Genomic DNA, 16,200 nt, shown 5'->3' on the forward strand with positions numbered 1-16,200 from the left:
GACCACCGCGCGGCCCCGGCGCGGGTCAGCCGACGCGTAGCGCCTCGATGACCGGACGTTCGACCGGAGTGGGCCGCCGCGCGTCGAGGTCGAGTTCCCCCATGGGCAGCAGCGGCGGCTGGGCCAGAAAGCGCGGGGCGGCGCCCCGGTGCGGCTGGGCGGCGTGCACGAGGAACGGGTGGCACAGGAAGACGTCTCCGGCCGCGCCGGTGGCCAGCGCCTCGGGGCGGCCCTCGCTGGCCGGGACAGCGGCACCGCACAGGTCCATGAACTCGCGGCCTTCGTCACCGGCGTCGGCCAGCAGCGGCGGCACGTCGCGGTGCGAGCCCACCCGGATGCGGGTGGGCGCGTCGTCGGGGCCGACGTCGGAGAACAGGAAGAGCATCAGCAGGGCGCGCCCGCGCGAGCGGAGGTTGACGCGGGGCTCCCCCCGGGTTCCGGCGAACGAGGCGTCGAGGTGCCACCCGGCGTCGCCGGGGTCCTCATCGCTGGGGAAGCGTACGGGGAAGGTGCCGAGCCCTCCCGGGCGCTGCCAGCGGCCCTCGCCCACCAACTGGTCGAACGCCTCGTGCAGCGCGGGGGCGGTGGCGGCCTCCCGGAACGGCGGATCGTGGTAACCGCCGAGGCGGACGACCGGCCGGGTCCAGGTGGCGGGGTCGTCGGGGTCGCAGCCGAGGTCGGCCCACAGCCGTTCCCGGCCCCGGTCGGCGAGTTCGCGCGGAAACGCCCCGCGCAGGGCGACGAACCCGTCCTCGACGAAGGACCTGATGTCGTGATCGGTCAGCATGAACCGGTTCCCCTCTCGTTCACCGGCCACGTTAGGGAGCCTTCCGGGGGAGCGGCCCGACAGTTGCGGTTCGCCTTCGGTCGGGAACTCCGGCCTCCGGCCGCTCGCGACGCACGGAGTCCGCCCCTGCCCCGGTGGAGCCCCGGGTACGGCCCGGCGTCAGCCGAGCTTCTGCGTTCCGATGACCGACAGCATCTGGAGCTTCTCGTGGCTCTCGCTGCCGGGAACGGCGGTGTAGACCCTCAGCGAGTGGGCCTGGCCCGGATCGACCAGCCGCTGGCAGGTCAGCTCCAGCGCGCCGACCTCGGGGTGGACGAAGTGCTTGACCTCGTGGGGACGTATCCCGATCTCGTGGTCGCTCCACACCCGCCGGAACTCCTCGCTGCGGGTCAGCAGCAGGTCGGCCAGTTCGGCGGCGCGCGACCGCGGACCGCGCAGGGTGACGAGCCCACGCAGCCCCGCGGCGTAGGTCCGGGTCAGGAACGGGTGCTCCTGCGGCGCGTAGATCCTCCGGGAGGCGGGGTCGGTGAACCACCGGTACCCCGCGCTGCGGGCGGGCCCCGTGAACCGCGTCGTGTCCCCGGTCAGCGCCACGCCCATCCGGGACTGGCGCAGGGTCTCGCCCAACTCGGTGGTGATCTCGGCGGGAGTGTCGTCCAGGCGGTCGAGCACACGCAGGAGACCGGGGCCTATGTGCTCGTTGGACCCGCCCCGGGGCGGCGGGTTGTGTCCGGCGAGGCGGAACAGGTGGTCGCGCTCGTCGAGCGACAGGTGCAGCCCCTGGGCGATCGAGGCGAGCATCCGGTGCGAGGGCTGGGGGCCGCGTTCGCGCTCTAAACGGGAGTAGTAGTCGGTCGACATGTGGCACAACGACGCGACCTCCTCGCGCCGTAGCCCGCTGGTCCTGCGGCGCTGCCCGCGCGGCAGGCCGACGTCCTCCGGTTGCAGGGCCTGACGCCGGTTGCGCAGGAACTCCGCCAGCCCGGTGCGATCGATCACGACGTCCCTCTCCTCGGGTGCTGCCTGGTCCGTAGGGCCTGTCTACCGCCCGCGGACGGCGCCAGCCACGACCCGCCGATCCCCCCGTGAACGGCGCAGAGGCGGCCCGGCGAGCCTGTGATCGGGAGGTCCTGGATAGGTCCGCGCCGTGCGCCCAGGATCGGTGCCAAGGCCCGAGCGGGACCCCGGAAGGCGAGCGGACGCATGCTCGCCCACCGCCCCGACGTGCCGTCGCCGACCGCCCCGCAGCGGTCACCGGCGAACGCGACCGGCGCCCCCGCCGGTGGCACGACCACCCGCACGACCGCCCGCTCCGGGACCAATCCGCACCGTGACCAACCCGCTTCGGGGCCACCCGATCCGAAACCGCCCGCACCGGGACCACCCGCGCGGACCGGGGACACCGGATCGGCCCGGCGACGGGCCTCCGGTGACGGGGACCCGGCGGCCGACATCCAGACACGACATGAGGGAGAACGACCATGCCACGTCGAACCATCGACATCACCGTGCCCGACCTGACCGGCAAGCGCACCGTCGTCACCGGCGCCAGCGACGGGATGGGCCTGGCGATGGCCAGGCGGCTGGCCGCCGCGGGCGCCGAGGTGATCATGCCCGTCCGCAACGAGCGCAAGGGCGAGGACGCGATCGCCACGATCCGGCGGACGGTGCCCCGAGCGAACGTCTCGCTGCGCCGCCTCGACCTGTCCTCCCTCGCCTCGGTCGCCGCCCTCGGCGACACCCTGCGGGAGGAGGGCCTGCCGATCCACATCCTCATCAACAACGCGGGCGTGATGAGACCCCCGAACCAGCAGACCACCACCGACGGCCACGAGCTCCAGTTCGGCACCAACCACCTCGGCCACTTCGCCCTGGTGGGCCACATCCTCCCGCTGCTGCGCGCGGGCCGGGCACGGGTGACCTCTCAGATCAGCGTCTCCGCGCGCCGCGGCTCCATCAACTGGGAGGACCTGAACTGGGAGCGCTCCTACAACGAGATGCGCGCCTACAGCCAGTCCAAGATCGCGTTCGGGCTCTTCGGCCTCGAACTGGACCGCCGCAGCACGGCGCACGGGTGGGGCATCACCAGCAACCTCTCCCACCCCGGGGTGGCCCCGACCAGCCTCCTGGCCGCCCGCCCCGAGATCGGCCGCGGCGAGGACACCCCCTACATCCGCCGGATCCGGGCCCTGTCTGCCCGCGGAATCCTGCTGGGCACCCTCGAAACGTCCAAGCTGCCCGCGCTCATGGCCGCGACCGACCCGGCCGCCAAACCCGGCGCGCTCTACAGCCCCAGCGGCCTCGGGAGGCTGGGTGGCCCGCCGTCCGAGCAGCGGCTGTACCCGCCGCTGCGCAGCGCGCTGGAGGCCGCGCGCGTCTGGCAGGTCTCCGAGGAACTGACCAGGGTCTCCTTCCCCGCCGCCGTCTGACCGCCGTCGTCCGTCCGCCACCGCCTGCCCGACCGCCCCACGACCCACGGAGACCGCATGAGTACAGTCGCCCCCCGCACGCCCAGACCCAGGAGCCCCTGGTGGGTGCTTATCGGCAGCGGCACCGCCAACGCCGTCGGCCCCCAGATGTACCTGGCCACCATCGGCCTGTTCGTACTGCCGATCGTCGAGGACACCGGCTTCAGCCGCACGACCGTCACCGGGGCCTTCTCGGTCGCGGCGGTCGGTATGGCGATCGGCCTGGTCATCGTCGCCCAGCTCGTGGACCGCTTCGCCGCGCGGTACATCCTCGTGCCGGGGTTCGTGCTGTTCGCGGCCTCGATGGCGCTGATCGGGCTGGTGCCGCCGGTCGAGTGGGTCTACCTCATCCCGTGCTTCTTCGTGGGCTTCTTCGGGGCCGGGACGGCCGTGCCCGCCACCAGGGCGGTGGTGAGCTGGTTCGACAACAACCGCGCCCTCGCCGTCGGAGTGGTGACGGGCATCATCGGGCTGGGCTCGGCCCTGGCCCCGCTGCTGGCCGGAGCGCTCATCGAAGGCGTCGGATGGCGGACGGCCTACGGCCTCATGGCGCTGATCTCGGTCCTGGTGTCGGTCACGATGGTCACCCTGTTCGTGCGCGCCCGCGCCGAACGGCACGTCCGCGGACGACTCGTCCGGGAGACCCGGGTGGAGGGTCGCGAGGTCAGCCTCGAACTCCCCGGCCTGACGGTCGGCGAGGCGGTCCGCACCCGGCAGTTCTGGGCCATCGCGCTCGGACTGGGACTGGTCGGCGTCGTCGTCTACGGTCTCCAGGTCCACCTCGTGCCGATGATGACCGACCGCGGGCTGAGCGCCGACCAGGCCGCCACCCTGCTGGTCGTCTTCGGCCTCGCCTCGCTGGTGGGCCGGGTGGCGGGCGGCCTCATCCTCGACCGGGTGCACGCGTGCGTCATCGGTCCGATCGTGATGATCGCCCCCATCGCCGGGATGTTCTTCCTGGAACCGCCGTTCGGTGGCGCCGCCGTCGCGGTCGCCTTCATCGGCGTCGCCTTCGGCATCGAGGGCGACCTGCTCGCCCTGCTCATCACCCGCTACCTGGGCACGCGCTACTTCGGCCGCATCCTGGGCCTGGTCCAGGCCGCGTTCCTCCTGGGCAGCGCGCTGGGGCCGCTGCTCCTCGGGCTGGGGTACGACCTGCTGGGCTCCTACGACCCCGTCATCCCCGTCCTGATGGGCGTCCTCGTCGTCGGCGCGGTCCTCATCGCGACCCTGGGCCGCTACGTCTACCCCGCCGTCAACGGCTTCGACCGCCTCGCCGCCCGCGACGAACTCGCCGCCTCCGAGGTGCTGAGCGACATCGCCGGGAGCGGCGACACCCACGGTTCCCCGGGCAGGCCGCGGGCCGAGGCCCACGGCTGAGCCGCCCCGGACCCGTACACCACCGGGCCGTCGCGGGCCCGGGGACCACGGTCCCGTTCGCCCGGGTCAGAACCCGTGGGCACACCACCTGGCCCGGGCGGACGGCCGACACCGGAGCGCCGGGCGGCCGAGCTCCTCCAGCCCCGTCCGCAGCAGAACCATGTCAGCCGTACCTGGCACTACCGGGGGCCTTCCGGCCCCACGGACGGTCAGGGACGAATTCTCAGAAGAAAGGTGAGGAGACCATGACCGAGCAGAACCCGTGGCCGACGCGCAGGGCGGGGCGGTCGACCGTCCTGGCCCAGTTCGGCCAGGCCCGAGCCGACCTGATGCAGTGGGCGCTGACCACCGGTGACGTGCTCGCCGACGCGGTCGTCGCCGAGATGCACGAGATCGGGATGCGGCAGGCCAGGCCGGTGGTGAACCAGGGCATCCGGGAGGGCCTGGCCTCCCTCACCGACCCGCCTCCGGCACTGGCGGCGCTGCTGCGGCAGGCCGAGAGCCCGCCCGACTACGTGGACGACGCCCTGCTCGACCAGGGCCCCATGCCGTTCTACACCTCGCCGCCGCCGGTGCACATCATCGCGCTCAACGCGGGCTCCCTGATCCGGGTCTACGAGTCGCCGTCGATCTCCAAGGTGCTGACGACGACGGGACGGCTGGTCGAGTCCGCGCAGCGGCGCATCCAGGAGACCGGGGCGTGGCTCACCCAGACCATGCTGCCCGGCGGCCTCCGGGTCGGACAGCCGGGCTACGTGGCGACCCTGGAGGTGCGGATGCTGCACGCGCACATGCGAAGGCTCGCGCTGGAGCGCGGCTACGACAGCTCGGCGGACGGCTGCCCGATCAACCAGGTCGACCTGGGGCGGACCTGGATGGACTTCACCCTGACCGCCTACACCGCCGAGGGGCTCCTGGGGTTCGGACTGAGCAGCCGCGAGCAGGCCGACCTGTACCGCTACTGGTGGTACGTCGCCCACCTGCTGGGGATCGACGCGCGCCTGGTCGAGGGGATCACGGGCAACGAGGCCGCCGCACGCCTGGACGCCGTGTTCCAGACCGTGACCGGACCGGCCACGGAGGAGTCGGCCGTGCTGGCGGACGCGACGCTGGCCTCGGCGACCTCCGCCCTGCACGCGATGCTCAAGGTCCCCGGCGAGCTGGCCCGACCGGCGCTGAACGCGATCGCCCGCCGCATCCACGGCGACGGAGCGTGCCAGGACCTGCGGATACCTCCGGCCCCGATCGCCGACGCGTGGCTGGGACCGGTGCTGTCCGGGCTCGCGCTGGCGCGCGAACGCCGCCGCCGGGACCCGGGGCGGTGGCAGGCCGCGATCGACCAGAACCTGGCGGCCGCCCGCGAACTGGCGGCCAGGCCAGGACAGCCGACCGCCTACCAGCGCGGCGCGACCGGTTCCGAGGACTGAGGGGCCGAGGCCGTGCCCGCACACCGGCCCCGCCGGAACCGGAACGCCGACCCTGCCGGGCAGTCGACCCACCAGAGCAGCCGAGCAGCAGAAGGAACCCGATGCAGACCAACGGCTACACGAACATGTTCTATGTCAACGGGCGCTGGATCCGCTCGCACAGCACGCGACAGGTCGTGGTGACCAACCCGGCCACCGAGGAGAGCCTGGGCCAGGTGACGCTGGGGGACGTCACCGACGTCGAGGCGGTGGTCGACGCCGCCCGCCGGGCCGCGCCGGGCTGGGCCCGGACTCCCGTGTCCGAGCGTGCGGCGCTGCTGCGGGCCGTCGCGGCCGAACTGACCCTGCGCCAGGAGGAGATCGCGCAGATGGAGACGGCGGAAGTCGGTTCCCCGATCACCCTGTCCCGCCGAGCGCACGCGCAGAGCCCGATCGACCTCTTCACCGCGGCCGCCGACCTGATCGAGCAGGCCGGACCGGACGAAACGATCCCCGGCGCGACGGTGCTGCGCGAGCCCTACGGGGTGGTCGGCGCGATCACCCCGTGGAACTACCCGCTGCACCAGAGCGCGGCCAAGACAGCCCCGGCACTGGCGGCCGGGAACACCGTCGTGTACAAGCCCAGCGAGGTCGCCCCGCTGGGGGCCTACGCCCTGGCTGAGGCGATCGACTCGGTGAGCCTGCCGCCCGGTGTGTTCAACATGGTCATGGGTGACGGGACGACCGTCGGAGCGCGCGTCGCCGCTCACCCGGACGTCGACCTCGTGTCGTTCACCGGTTCCACCCGGGCCGGTGTCCAGGTCGCGACCGCGGCGGCGGCCACCGTCAAGAAGGTGTCCCTGGAACTGGGCGGCAAGAGCCCCGCCGTCATTCTTCCGGACGCGCCGCTGCGCCCGGCCTTGCGGCGGGCACTGCGCTCGGGTTTCCTCAACTCCGGCCAGACGTGCATGGCCCTGACCCGGATCCTCGTGGATCGGGCGCGCCTGGCCGAGACCGAGGAGATCGTCCGCGCCACGGTCGCCGACTACGTCGTGGGCGATCCGACCGACCCGGACACCGAGTACGGCCCGCTCGTCTCGAAGGCGCAGCGGGACCGCGTGCGCGACTACGTCCGCCGGGGACAGCGGGAGGGCCTGCGCCTGATCACCGGTGGCCCCGACCGCCCGGCCGCGCTGGAGCGCGGCTACTACCTGCCACTGACGGTCTTCTCCGACGTCCCGCCCGCCTCGGCCCTGGTGACCGACGAGATCTTCGGTCCCGTGCTGGTGATCCAGGTCTACGACTCGGTCCACGAGGCCGTCGACCTGGCCAACCGCACGCCCTACGGTCTGTGCGCCGGGGTGTGGGGCGCAGACCGCGCCGAGGCCGTCGAGGTGGCGGGGCGGCTTCAGGCCGGTCAGGTCTTCGTCAACGGTGCCGGGTTCAACCCTGCCGTCCCCTTCGGCGGCTACAAGCGGTCGGGGGTCGGCCGCGAGTACGGACGCTACGGGCTGGAGGAGTTCCAGCAGACCAAGGGGCTGGTGTTCGGCGCCGACACCGCCGGTTCCGGTTGAGGCCGCTGACGGAGGCGGTGCGGTCAGGCGGCCGCCGTCGGGACACGACAGGAAGGGCGGTCCGTCCCGCCCCGTCTCCTGGAGGCCGTGCGGCCCCGGAACCCAGGGATCCGACTCCGCAGAACGCGGAACACACCGCTCACCAGGAGGACAGCGGGCCCGGCCGCCCGCGCGGGGTGGCCGGGCCCCTGCCGTGCTCGGCGCACGCACCGACACGCCACGGACTACTGCTGGCGGGGGTACTGGTCCCAGGAGCCGTTCTGCGGCGGCTGCTGCTCGAAGCCCTGCTGCGGATACTGCTGGGGCGGGTAGTAGCCCTGGTTCATCTGGTGGTGCGGGTCATAGGCCGCGTGCTGCTGCGCGTACCCCTGGTTGGCGGCCTGGTCGCGGACCGTGAAGAACCACTGGGACAGGGGCCGGTGCAGCAGGACCACTCCGGTGACGGCCAGCGGGAGCAGGAACAGCGCCCAGAGGACACTGGTCCCGCTGAACAGCATCAACGACTGCAGGACGATCTGAATGATGAGGACGACCTTGGCCATGGTCCGCGCCCAGGAACGGCCACGGACGACCGGGATCGCCACCACGGCCAGGAGCGCGCCGATGAAGGTATGGGGCAGCGAGTAGCCGAACGCGTACCCGGGCTCGACGCCGAACATGGGCGCGGTGGTCATGTTGAGGACGAGCACGGCCAACGAGATGGCAGCGGAGATCCAGAGCACCACGGCCAGGCCACGCACCGGTCCGGGAGCGCGGAGCTGTTCCGGGTGGGCGGTCGGGCCGGGCTGTGGGGGGTGGGGTTGCATGGAGGCCTTTTCGGTGGGGAGGAAGGGCGGGCCGAGAAACGGCCGGGGAAGGAGTTTCGCCACGGTCGGCTCGTACCGTGCCCGGCAGGACCGAAACCAACGGGGACGGAACAGCCGAAGCGGAACCAGGACGCAGTTTAGTGGCCGTTCGGACACGCATCGTGTCGGATTGTCTGGCCACATGTGGCCGTGTGTGTTTCCCGGGGACGGCAGGGGTTGTCGCCCGCCTCGCCGAATGCCTGTGCGTTTGCCCGGGCGAACTCCGAGGTCCGAACTCGAACAGTGCGCGAAGGCAAGGGATTGTTGTTTTACCGATGTGCCCGACACGTGCGGTGCAGGAATGTGCTGCCCCGGAGCCGAGTGTTTTCGAGGAGCTGTTGAGAACGCGTCACACGGACTCCGGAGGAGTGGTGGATGCGGTCAACGAGGCCCGCGTCGAGCCAGGGCGGATCGACGCCCCTGATCATGCTCGACGCGGCTTGCCCGGTAGGAACCCCGCCGGCAGGAGGCGGATCGCCGTTCGGTCGAACCCCTCGTGCGACGACCGTACTCCGTGGTGTGCTGGAGGCTCTGGTGGCGCGGGGACCGCCTCCCACCACGAACCAGAGCCTCCGTCATATCCGGGCCGCGGGTGCGGGGCGGCCGCTGCCCCCGCTCCACCGGCGATCCGTCGAGCGCGGACCCGATACCAGCACCGGACCGCCCTGGGCGTCACCGCGTGCGAAGGGTCACCTCGCAGCCGGGGTCGGCGGGGACGGAGGCGTGTCCAGTCCCGGTTCCTTCCCCCGATCCGGGTCGAGACCGGGCTCGGCCCCTGAACCGGTCCCGGGCCCGGTATCAGGGCTCGGAGCACTGGAACGGTATCTGTCGTCCTCGCGGAGCCAGCGCACCAGGGAGGCGGCGACCAGGCTCAGGATGAAGATCAGCGGGAAGGCGGTCACGACCGACAGGGTCTGCAAAGCGTCGGTGCCTCCGGCCGACATCACCGACACCGACACCGCCGCGAGGACGACGGCCCAGAGCACGCGGTTGGACCGGGAGGGCTCGACCTCGTTGGGCAGGTCACGGGAGGTTGCCGAGCCCATGATGTAGGACGCGGAGTCCAGCGTGGTGGCCAGGAAGACCAGCAACAGCAGCAGGAACAGCGGGGTGATGATCCAGCTGAGCGGGAACGCCTCCAGCGTGGCGAAGATGGCCGAGACCGCGCCCTCGGACTCCAGGGTGTCGACGATGGGCGCCTGCCCGCTCAGCTCGAAGGCCATGCTGGAGTTGCCGAGCAGCGCGAACGAGAGCCAGCAGCCCAGGCTGCCGAAGCCGCACATGCCCACGATGATCTGCCGGACGGTGCGCCCCTTGGAGATCTTGGCGCAGAACATGCCGACGAAGGGTCCGTAGGAGATCCACCAGCCCCAGTAGAAGACCGTCCAGATCTCCTCGAAGCCGGACCCGCCGACCGGGTCGGTGTAGGTGCTCATCCGGACGATGTTCTGGGCGAGCATGCCGACGCTGTTGGTGAAGGTGTCGATGACGAAGACCGCCGGGCCCAGCACCAGGACCAGGACGCCCAGGGCGGCGGCCAGGTAGAGGTTGAGGTTGGCCAGGCGCTTGAGGCCGCGGTGCAGGCCCAGGGCGACGCTTCCCCCGAACAGTACGGTCCACAGACCGATGACGATGGTGTTGAGGGTGGCGCCCGGCTCGAAGCCCAGCATGCGGGAGGCGCCCTCGGCGACGGTGGGCACGGCCAGGGCCAGCGAGGTTCCCGCAGCCCCGATCATCCCGAGGATGAAGAAGACGTCGATCAGGCGCCCCGGCCAGCGGTCGACGCGGTCGCCGAGCACCCCGCGGCAGGCCTCGCTCAGGCGCAGTCGGCGGATCCTGCGCACGTGGTAGGCGTAGGCCAGGGCCAGGGTCGGGACGCAGAAGACCGCCCAGGCGGTGGGGCCCCAGTGGAAGAGGGGGTAGGTGGCCGACCACTCGGCGGCCTCGGCGCTGTGCGGTTCGAGTTGGAACGGGGGATCCACGTGGTAGTGCGCCCACTCGATGATCCCCCAGTACATGAGGCCGCCGCCGATCGCGGCGGTGAAGATCATCGCGAGCCAGGTGGGGGTGGAGAACTCGGGGCGGTCGTCGGGGCCGCCCATCCTGATGCGGCCGTACCTGCTGAAGAGCAGCCAGCCGAGCAGTACCGCGAGTCCGACGACGAACCACATGTACACCCAGCCCAGATCGGACTGGAGCCAGGACAGGACCTCGCCGAGCAGGCGTTCACCCGTCTGCGGCGCGATCACGAACGGCGCGCTGAAGCCGATCACCATGATCAGCGCGGGCCAGAAGACTTTGTTGTCGATGTTCCAGCGGATAGCTCGGGTCACCTCCGGGGTCGAGGGCGTGGACCATCCAGTTACTACTGTGTTGCGCTTGACTAATCAACCAGTCAGAATCGCCTCACCGCTGTTCTCCGCCCGCTGCCGTGCGCTGCTGTTATGAGGAAAAGCGTTTGGTAGCAAGGGTTTCCCGGGTAGTGGGGCGCTCGGGACGATGCCTGTGTAACGAAGTGACAACCACGTCCGCGTTGCGAAAATCGCCATCGTGCTGTTACGTTCCCACCGTGAGCGACAACGTGGCCGACGACGTGCGCGGCAGGGCCCGCGAGGCGATCCGCCGATCCGGCCTCTCCCAGCGCCAGTTCGCGACCAGACTCGGCATCGACCCCAGCAAACTCTCCAAGTCCCTGACCGGCACCCGGCGCTTCACCGCCCTGGAACTGGCCGGTATCGCCGACGAGACCGGGGTGACGGTCAACTGGCTGCTCAACGGCAAGGACGACGCCGAGACGGTCTCGGCGGTACCGCGCGACTCGTCGGCGGTGCGGCCGACCTCCGCGAGCCTGGCGGACCACCCCACGGCCGCCCGGGAGCACAGCCGCAGACTCCAGATCATCGAGGCGGCGTGGACCCTCATCGCCGAACGCGGCTTCCACTCGGTCCGCGTCGCCCAGGTCGCCCAGGCCTGCGGGACGTCCAGCGCCACCGTCCACTACTACTTCCCGACCCTCAACGACCTGCTGGTGGAGGCGCTGCGCCACTCGGTGAAGCAGGCCTTCGACCGCCAGGTCGCGGGGCTGCACACCATCGAGGACCCCTACGAGCGCCTCCTGCGGCTCATCGAACTCCAGCTCCCCGACTCCGAGCGCCTGCGGTTGGAATGGTCGATCTGGCTCCAGGTCTGGACGGCGGCGGCGCTGGACCCGGGGATGCGCGGGCTACACACCGACTCCTACCTGCGCTGGCACGAGACCATCGCCCGCACCCTGCGCGAGGGCCGGGAGAGCGGGGTCTTCGCCGACTTCGACGTCGAGGAGATGACCAGGCGCCTCACCGCCCTCATCGACGGCATGGGCATCCAGGTCATGACCGGGATGCCCGGGCGGTCGGTCGCCCACATGCGTGACACCCTGCGCTCGGTCATCGACAGCGACGTCCTGGGCCGTCGCGACACCCCGGGGGACAGCGACGCCCCGAGGGACTGAGCCGGCCCGCACCCGACCCAGCCCGCACCCGATCCAGACCCTTCCGGAGCCCCGACCTCGGTTCCGCGCGCCCGAAAACGCCCCTGAGACGCCCGACGGCCACCCGTTCACAGAACCCGCGACGCCGCACACACACGGAGACGGAGCACCGCCATGAGCGACACCATGAACCCCAAACCCATCCTGACCTGCGCCCTCACCGGCGCCGGGGACACCGTCGGCCGCAGCGAGCACGTGCCGGTGACACCCGAGCAGATCGCCGCAGCCGCGGTCGAGGCCGCCGGGGCCGGCGCCAGCGTGGTGCACATCCACGTCCGCGACCCCGAGACGGGCGCCCCCTCCCGGGACAACGCCCTCTACCGGGAGGTCGTCGACCGCATCCGCCAGACCGGCGTGGACATCGTCATCAACCTCACCGCGGGCATGGGCGGCGACCTGGTCATCGGCCAGGAGGACCCGCTCAAGTTCGAGGAGGGCACCGACCTCGTCAACGGCCTGGACCGCCTGCCGCACGTGGAGGAACTGCTGCCCGACATCTGCACCCTGGACTGCGGCAGCCTGAACTTCGGTGACGGGAGCCAGGTCTACATCTCCACCCCGGACATGCTGCGCGCGGGCGCCAAGCGCATCCAGGAACTCGGGGTCCGCCCGGAGCTGGAGATCTTCGACACCGGCCAGCTGTGGTTCGCCAAGACCATGCACGCCGAGGGCCTCATCGACGACCCGTCGCTGTTCCAGCTGTGCACCGGCATCCCCTACGGGGCGCCGTCGGACCCCGGTGTCCTCCAGTCGATGGTGAACCTGCTCCCCGAGGGCGCGCAGTGGGCGAGCTTCTCCATCGGCCGCAAGCAGATGCCGTGGGTGGCGCAGTCGGTGCTGCTCGGCGGGCACGCCCGGGTGGGGCTGGAGGACAACCTCTACCTCAGCCGCGGGGTGAAGGCCACCAACGGCCAGCTCACCGAGAAGGCCGTCAACATCATCGAGCAGCTCGGCGCCCGGGTGGCCACACCGGCCGAGGCCCGCACCATGCTCGGGCTCCGCAGCGCCGCCTAGCCGCAGCCCCACACGAACCGCCGACCACACGAGGAGCACGATGACGGAGAACGCGAGAACCATCCCCGAGGCCGTGCGCACGGTCGCCTGCGTCGGAGCGGGTGTCATCGGGGGCGGCTGGGTGGCCCACTTCCTGGGCCGCGGCTACCGGGTGGTGGCCTGGGACCCCGCCCCGGACGCCGAGAGCAAGCTGCGCGGGCTGGTCTCCTCGGCCTGGCCCGCCCTGGAGGAGTTGGGCCTGGCCGAGGGGGCCGACACGGCGAACCTGCGGGTCGTGGACACGCTGGCCGAGGCCGTAGCCGACGCGGACTTCGTCCAGGAGAGCGCCCCCGAGCGCCTCGACCTGAAGATCGACCTGCTGGCCGAGATCGACGCCGCCGCCCCCGAGGGCGTGGTCATCGCCTCGTCCACCTCCGGCTACAGCATGAGCGAGATGCAGGTGGGGGCCCGCACGCCGGGGCGGCTCGTCGTCGGGCACCCGTTCAACCCGCCCTACCTGGTGCCCCTGGTCGAGGTGGTCGGGGGCGAGCGCAGCGAACGGTGGGCCGTCGACTGGGCCTCGGACTTCTACCGCGCCGCGGGCAAGTCGGTGATCACCATGGAGCGGGAGCTGCCGGGGTTCATCGGCAACCGGATCCAGGAGGCCGCCTGGCGCGAGGCCCTGCACATGGTCGCCGAGGGGGAGGCGACCGTCGAGCAGATCGACCTGGCGATGACCAGCGGACCCGGGCTGCGCTGGGCCTTCTTCGGCCCCTGCCTGACCTTCCACCTGGCCGGGGGAGAGGGCGGCATGGCGCACATGCTCGACCACTTCGGCCCGTCCCTGAAGTCCCCGTGGACCCGCCTGGAGGCGCCCGAACTCACCGCCGACCTGCGCGACCGCATGGTCGCGGGCACGGACGAGGTCGTGGCCGGGCGCTCCACCGCCGAGCTGATCGCCCAGCGCGACCGTCGCCTGATCGCGGTGGCCCGCGCGCTGGAGGAGGTCGAACGCGCCGAGGCCGCCGAGGCCGCCGAGCGGGCGGGGGCGGACGCGTGAGCGCGACGCTCACCCAGCGGCTGCGGCCCGAGTGGATCGACTACAACGGCCACCTCAGCGAGGCCTACTACGTCTTGGTCTTCGGGTTCGCGACGGACGCGCTGATGGACCGGGTCGGTCTGGACGCCGCCTACCGCGAGCGGTCCGGCTGCTCGCTGTACACGGTGGAGGCGCACGTGCGCTATCTGCGCGAGGTCGCCGCGGACGACGAGGTCGAGGTCCGCACCCGGGTGGTCGGTCCGGGCCCGGACCGACCCGGCGCCAAGAAGGCGCGGATCTGCCACGAGATGCGGGTCGGCGAGGTCCTGGTGGCGACCGAGGAGCTGATGGCGCTCCACGTCGACCAGGCGCTGGGCCGGGCGGTCCCCTTCCCCGAGGAGGCCGCCGCACGCCTGGCCGCCCTCGCCGAACCCGCGCCCGACTACGCGGGCCGCGCCGTCGGGGGGTAGTCCGCCGTCGGGGCGCGGGCGTCGAGGACGACGACCATGCCGCGTCCGGCGTCCGGGAAGCCGTCGCGCGGTGTGGTCCGGCGTCCCCTGGGGCGGCCGCGTCCGGCGTCCGGGAAGCCGTCGCGCGGTGTGGCCCGGCGTCCCCTGGGACGGCGGGGACCGGCTCGGCGGCACCGACGCGCGAGCACCCGGTCGCCGTGGGCGGCCGGGTGCTCCGCTGGTGGTCCCCCGTCCCGCTGACGCTCCGGGATCAGCCCGCGAGCATGCGGGGGACGAGGTAGACGAGCTCGAAGGCCTCGTAGGCCGCGCCGACGACGAGCAGCGCCAGCGCGGGCAGGCTCAACCAGCCGGCCTGCCGGAGGCCGTGGAGGTAGCCGCGGCGGCGGTCGGGGGCGCCGACCGCCGCGGGGTGCAGCCAGGCCCTTCCGACGAGGTAGGCGCCGAGCATGAACAGGGCGTAGGCCTGGAACTCGATGAGGACCGCCAGCGAGTGCGGGATCATCAGCGTGGCCGTGGCCGCGTCGACGGGGGCGAGGATCACGCCGGTCTCGTACGCCTTGTAGGCGAAGAGGGGTATCCCGGCGAAGGGCACGATCATCGAGGGCAGCAGAATCCTCAGCACGGCGACGGTCAGCACGTTGACCCCGAGGATGATCAGGCCGAACAGCCAGGGGTTCGCGAACAGCTCACCCACCAGGTCGGCCGTCCCGTCCTCCTGCTGGGAACCGACCTGGGCGGCGTTCAGCTCGGGGAAGGCCAGGGCCGCCCCCATGCCGACGAGGAACACGCCGTAGGCGATCGCGTTCATCACGAGGTAGGCGCCGAGGTTCGCGCGGATGATCCGGAAGGGCTTGCGAAGGCTTCGCATGTGTCTGGCTCCGTGTTCGACGGGGTCGGTTCGATGGGGTCGGGTGAGCCGCCGGGGCTCGCGGTACTCGGCGCCGCGCCGCGCGAACACGCGCCCGCGGCGTCGGCGGTCAGCCGCTGCCGTCCAGCAACGCGTTCCAGCGCAGCCGGGTCGCCCGCTCCACGCTGGAGGTCGAGGCGCACAGCCCGAGCGCGACGTTGAGCCATAGCGGCAGGTCGACGGGTGAGGTGAAGGTGCCGAAGCGCTCGGCCACCGGCGGCACCCGCGAGACCGCCTCGGCGATCTGCGGGACGACGAGAAGGATCGGCACGACCAGCAGGACCAGCGACACCGCCCTGACCAGGTGGCTCAGCGCCGGGTGCTCGCGGTCCAGGCGGGCGCGGCGGCCCTCCGCCGAGCGTTCGTCCGGAACGAGCTGGCGCTCGTCGCCCCCGGCGGTCACGTAGTGGCAGCGTTTGAGTCCGAAGGCCGTCGACTCCACCTCGACCGCCCCTCCCGGCACCGGGAGGACCGCCGGGAGCGTGGACTCCAGGTGGTGCCTGCCGTCCAGGTAGAGGTGAGCCCTGCCCTTGCCGTCCTCGGTCATGACCCGCTGCCAGTAGGGCACGTCGACGGAGTAGACCGCGCGGTGTCCGTCTCCGTCGGTCAGGTGCAGGTGGAACAGGGCGCGGGAGAGCGGCTGCCACCAGCGGAAGCGTTTGAGCGGACGGCCGTTCCCGTCCTTGACCCGCTTGGCCGCCTCGCGCCGTCGGCGTTCCTTGATCACTTCGGGCTCCCTGTCCACTCGTGAGGGCCGGTGGCCGACCTGGCGCGGAACCGGGACCGCCGCATGCCCGTCGCC

14 protein-coding genes are annotated in these 16,200 nt (G+C 71.9%); 8 read left to right on the plus strand and 6 right to left on the minus strand.

The genetic code is table 11. The features are described from left to right. Window positions 1–25: 25 nt before the first annotated feature. Both ACSTA4_RS10990 and ACSTA4_RS10995 read right to left on the minus strand, forming a co-directional pair. Window positions 26–787 carry a phytanoyl-CoA dioxygenase family protein gene (locus ACSTA4_RS10990; protein ID WP_444963436.1) on the minus strand — a complete coding sequence of 254 codons (762 nt, stop codon included), beginning with the start codon at window positions 785–787 and terminating at the stop codon, window positions 26–28. 159 nt (window positions 788–946) lie between these two features. After that, window positions 947–1,786, minus strand: a complete 840-nt coding sequence (locus ACSTA4_RS10995; RefSeq protein WP_444963437.1) for a helix-turn-helix transcriptional regulator — start codon at window positions 1,784–1,786, stop codon at window positions 947–949. 482 nt (window positions 1,787–2,268) lie between these two features. Here ACSTA4_RS10995 and ACSTA4_RS11000 point away from each other — a divergent pair, with 482 nt between their 5' ends. The 4 genes from ACSTA4_RS11000 to ACSTA4_RS11015 all read left to right on the plus strand — a co-directional run bounded on the left by ACSTA4_RS11000 (window position 2,269) and on the right by ACSTA4_RS11015 (window position 7,615). Beyond that, window positions 2,269–3,216, plus strand: a complete 948-nt coding sequence (locus ACSTA4_RS11000; RefSeq protein WP_444963438.1) for an SDR family oxidoreductase — start codon at window positions 2,269–2,271, stop codon at window positions 3,214–3,216. A gap of 57 nt (window positions 3,217–3,273) precedes the next feature. Next, entirely contained in the window at window positions 3,274–4,635 is a 1,362-nt protein-coding gene (locus ACSTA4_RS11005; RefSeq protein WP_444963439.1) for an MFS transporter, read from the plus strand. Between the two features lie 245 nt (window positions 4,636–4,880). After that, a complete protein-coding gene (locus ACSTA4_RS11010; RefSeq protein ID WP_444963440.1) occupies window positions 4,881–6,062 on the plus strand; it encodes an oxygenase MpaB family protein in 1,182 nt (393 codons plus the stop codon). 101 nt (window positions 6,063–6,163) lie between these two features. Then, entirely contained in the window at window positions 6,164–7,615 is a 1,452-nt protein-coding gene (locus tag ACSTA4_RS11015; protein ID WP_444963441.1) for an aldehyde dehydrogenase family protein, read from the plus strand. A 224-nt stretch (window positions 7,616–7,839) separates the two neighbouring features. On the opposite strand, the gene ACSTA4_RS11020 is transcribed toward ACSTA4_RS11015, so the two are convergent. Then, window positions 7,840–8,421: a hypothetical protein gene (locus tag ACSTA4_RS11020; RefSeq protein WP_444963442.1), complete on the minus strand. Its 582-nt coding sequence runs from the start codon at window positions 8,419–8,421 to the stop codon at window positions 7,840–7,842. 728 nt (window positions 8,422–9,149) lie between these two features. Continuing rightward, a complete protein-coding gene (locus ACSTA4_RS11025) occupies window positions 9,150–10,793 on the minus strand; it encodes a BCCT family transporter (RefSeq protein ID WP_444963443.1) in 1,644 nt (547 codons plus the stop codon). A gap of 236 nt (window positions 10,794–11,029) precedes the next feature. Here ACSTA4_RS11025 and ACSTA4_RS11030 point away from each other — a divergent pair, with 236 nt between their 5' ends. The 4 genes from ACSTA4_RS11030 (at window position 11,030) to ACSTA4_RS11045 (ending at window position 14,491) form a co-directional block, all read left to right on the plus strand. After that, on the plus strand, window positions 11,030–11,950 hold the full coding sequence (locus tag ACSTA4_RS11030) for a TetR family transcriptional regulator C-terminal domain-containing protein (protein ID WP_444963444.1): 921 nt from the start codon (window positions 11,030–11,032) through the stop codon (window positions 11,948–11,950). A gap of 153 nt (window positions 11,951–12,103) precedes the next feature. Further along, window positions 12,104–13,003 carry a 3-keto-5-aminohexanoate cleavage protein gene (locus ACSTA4_RS11035; RefSeq protein WP_274977330.1) on the plus strand — a complete coding sequence of 300 codons (900 nt, stop codon included), beginning with the start codon at window positions 12,104–12,106 and terminating at the stop codon, window positions 13,001–13,003. Between the two features lie 40 nt (window positions 13,004–13,043). Then, window positions 13,044–14,042: a 3-hydroxyacyl-CoA dehydrogenase NAD-binding domain-containing protein gene (locus ACSTA4_RS11040; protein WP_444963445.1), complete on the plus strand. Its 999-nt coding sequence runs from the start codon at window positions 13,044–13,046 to the stop codon at window positions 14,040–14,042. Continuing rightward, complete coding sequence (locus ACSTA4_RS11045; RefSeq protein ID WP_248769774.1) at window positions 14,039–14,491, plus strand: thioesterase family protein; 453 nt, start codon at window positions 14,039–14,041, stop codon at window positions 14,489–14,491. Before ACSTA4_RS11040 ends, ACSTA4_RS11045 begins: the two co-directional genes overlap by 4 nt. 250 nt (window positions 14,492–14,741) lie before the next feature. Here ACSTA4_RS11045 and ACSTA4_RS11050 read toward each other — a convergent pair whose 3' ends face one another. Together ACSTA4_RS11050 and ACSTA4_RS11055 are read right to left on the minus strand one after the other, a co-directional pair. Further along, on the minus strand, window positions 14,742–15,359 hold the full coding sequence (locus tag ACSTA4_RS11050; protein ID WP_444963446.1) for a stage II sporulation protein M: 618 nt from the start codon (window positions 15,357–15,359) through the stop codon (window positions 14,742–14,744). A 109-nt stretch (window positions 15,360–15,468) separates the two neighbouring features. Continuing rightward, window positions 15,469–16,125: a hypothetical protein gene (locus ACSTA4_RS11055; RefSeq protein ID WP_444963447.1), complete on the minus strand. Its 657-nt coding sequence runs from the start codon at window positions 16,123–16,125 to the stop codon at window positions 15,469–15,471. Window positions 16,126–16,200 lie beyond the last annotated feature (75 nt).

This window comes from Nocardiopsis sp. M1B1 (genome assembly GCF_052466615.1).

Excerpts from the sequence above, each read along its gene's own strand:
- ACSTA4_RS11000 (WP_444963438.1), top strand. The coding sequence starts at position 2,269 with ATGCCACGTCGAACCATCGACATCACCGTGCCCGACCTGACCGGCAAG.
- ACSTA4_RS11010 (WP_444963440.1), top strand. The coding sequence starts at position 4,881 with ATGACCGAGCAGAACCCGTGGCCGACGCGCAGGGCGGGGCGGTCGACC.
- ACSTA4_RS11015 (WP_444963441.1), top strand. The coding sequence starts at position 6,164 with ATGCAGACCAACGGCTACACGAACATGTTCTATGTCAACGGGCGCTGG.
- ACSTA4_RS11020 (WP_444963442.1), bottom strand. The coding sequence starts at position 8,421 with ATGCAACCCCACCCCCCACAGCCCGGCCCGACCGCCCACCCGGAACAG.
- ACSTA4_RS10990 (WP_444963436.1), bottom strand. The coding sequence starts at position 787 with ATGCTGACCGATCACGACATCAGGTCCTTCGTCGAGGACGGGTTCGTC.
- ACSTA4_RS11050 (WP_444963446.1), bottom strand. The coding sequence starts at position 15,359 with ATGCGAAGCCTTCGCAAGCCCTTCCGGATCATCCGCGCGAACCTCGGC.
- ACSTA4_RS11035 (WP_274977330.1), top strand. The coding sequence starts at position 12,104 with ATGAGCGACACCATGAACCCCAAACCCATCCTGACCTGCGCCCTCACC.
- ACSTA4_RS11005 (WP_444963439.1), top strand. The coding sequence starts at position 3,274 with ATGAGTACAGTCGCCCCCCGCACGCCCAGACCCAGGAGCCCCTGGTGG.
- ACSTA4_RS11040 (WP_444963445.1), top strand. The coding sequence starts at position 13,044 with ATGACGGAGAACGCGAGAACCATCCCCGAGGCCGTGCGCACGGTCGCC.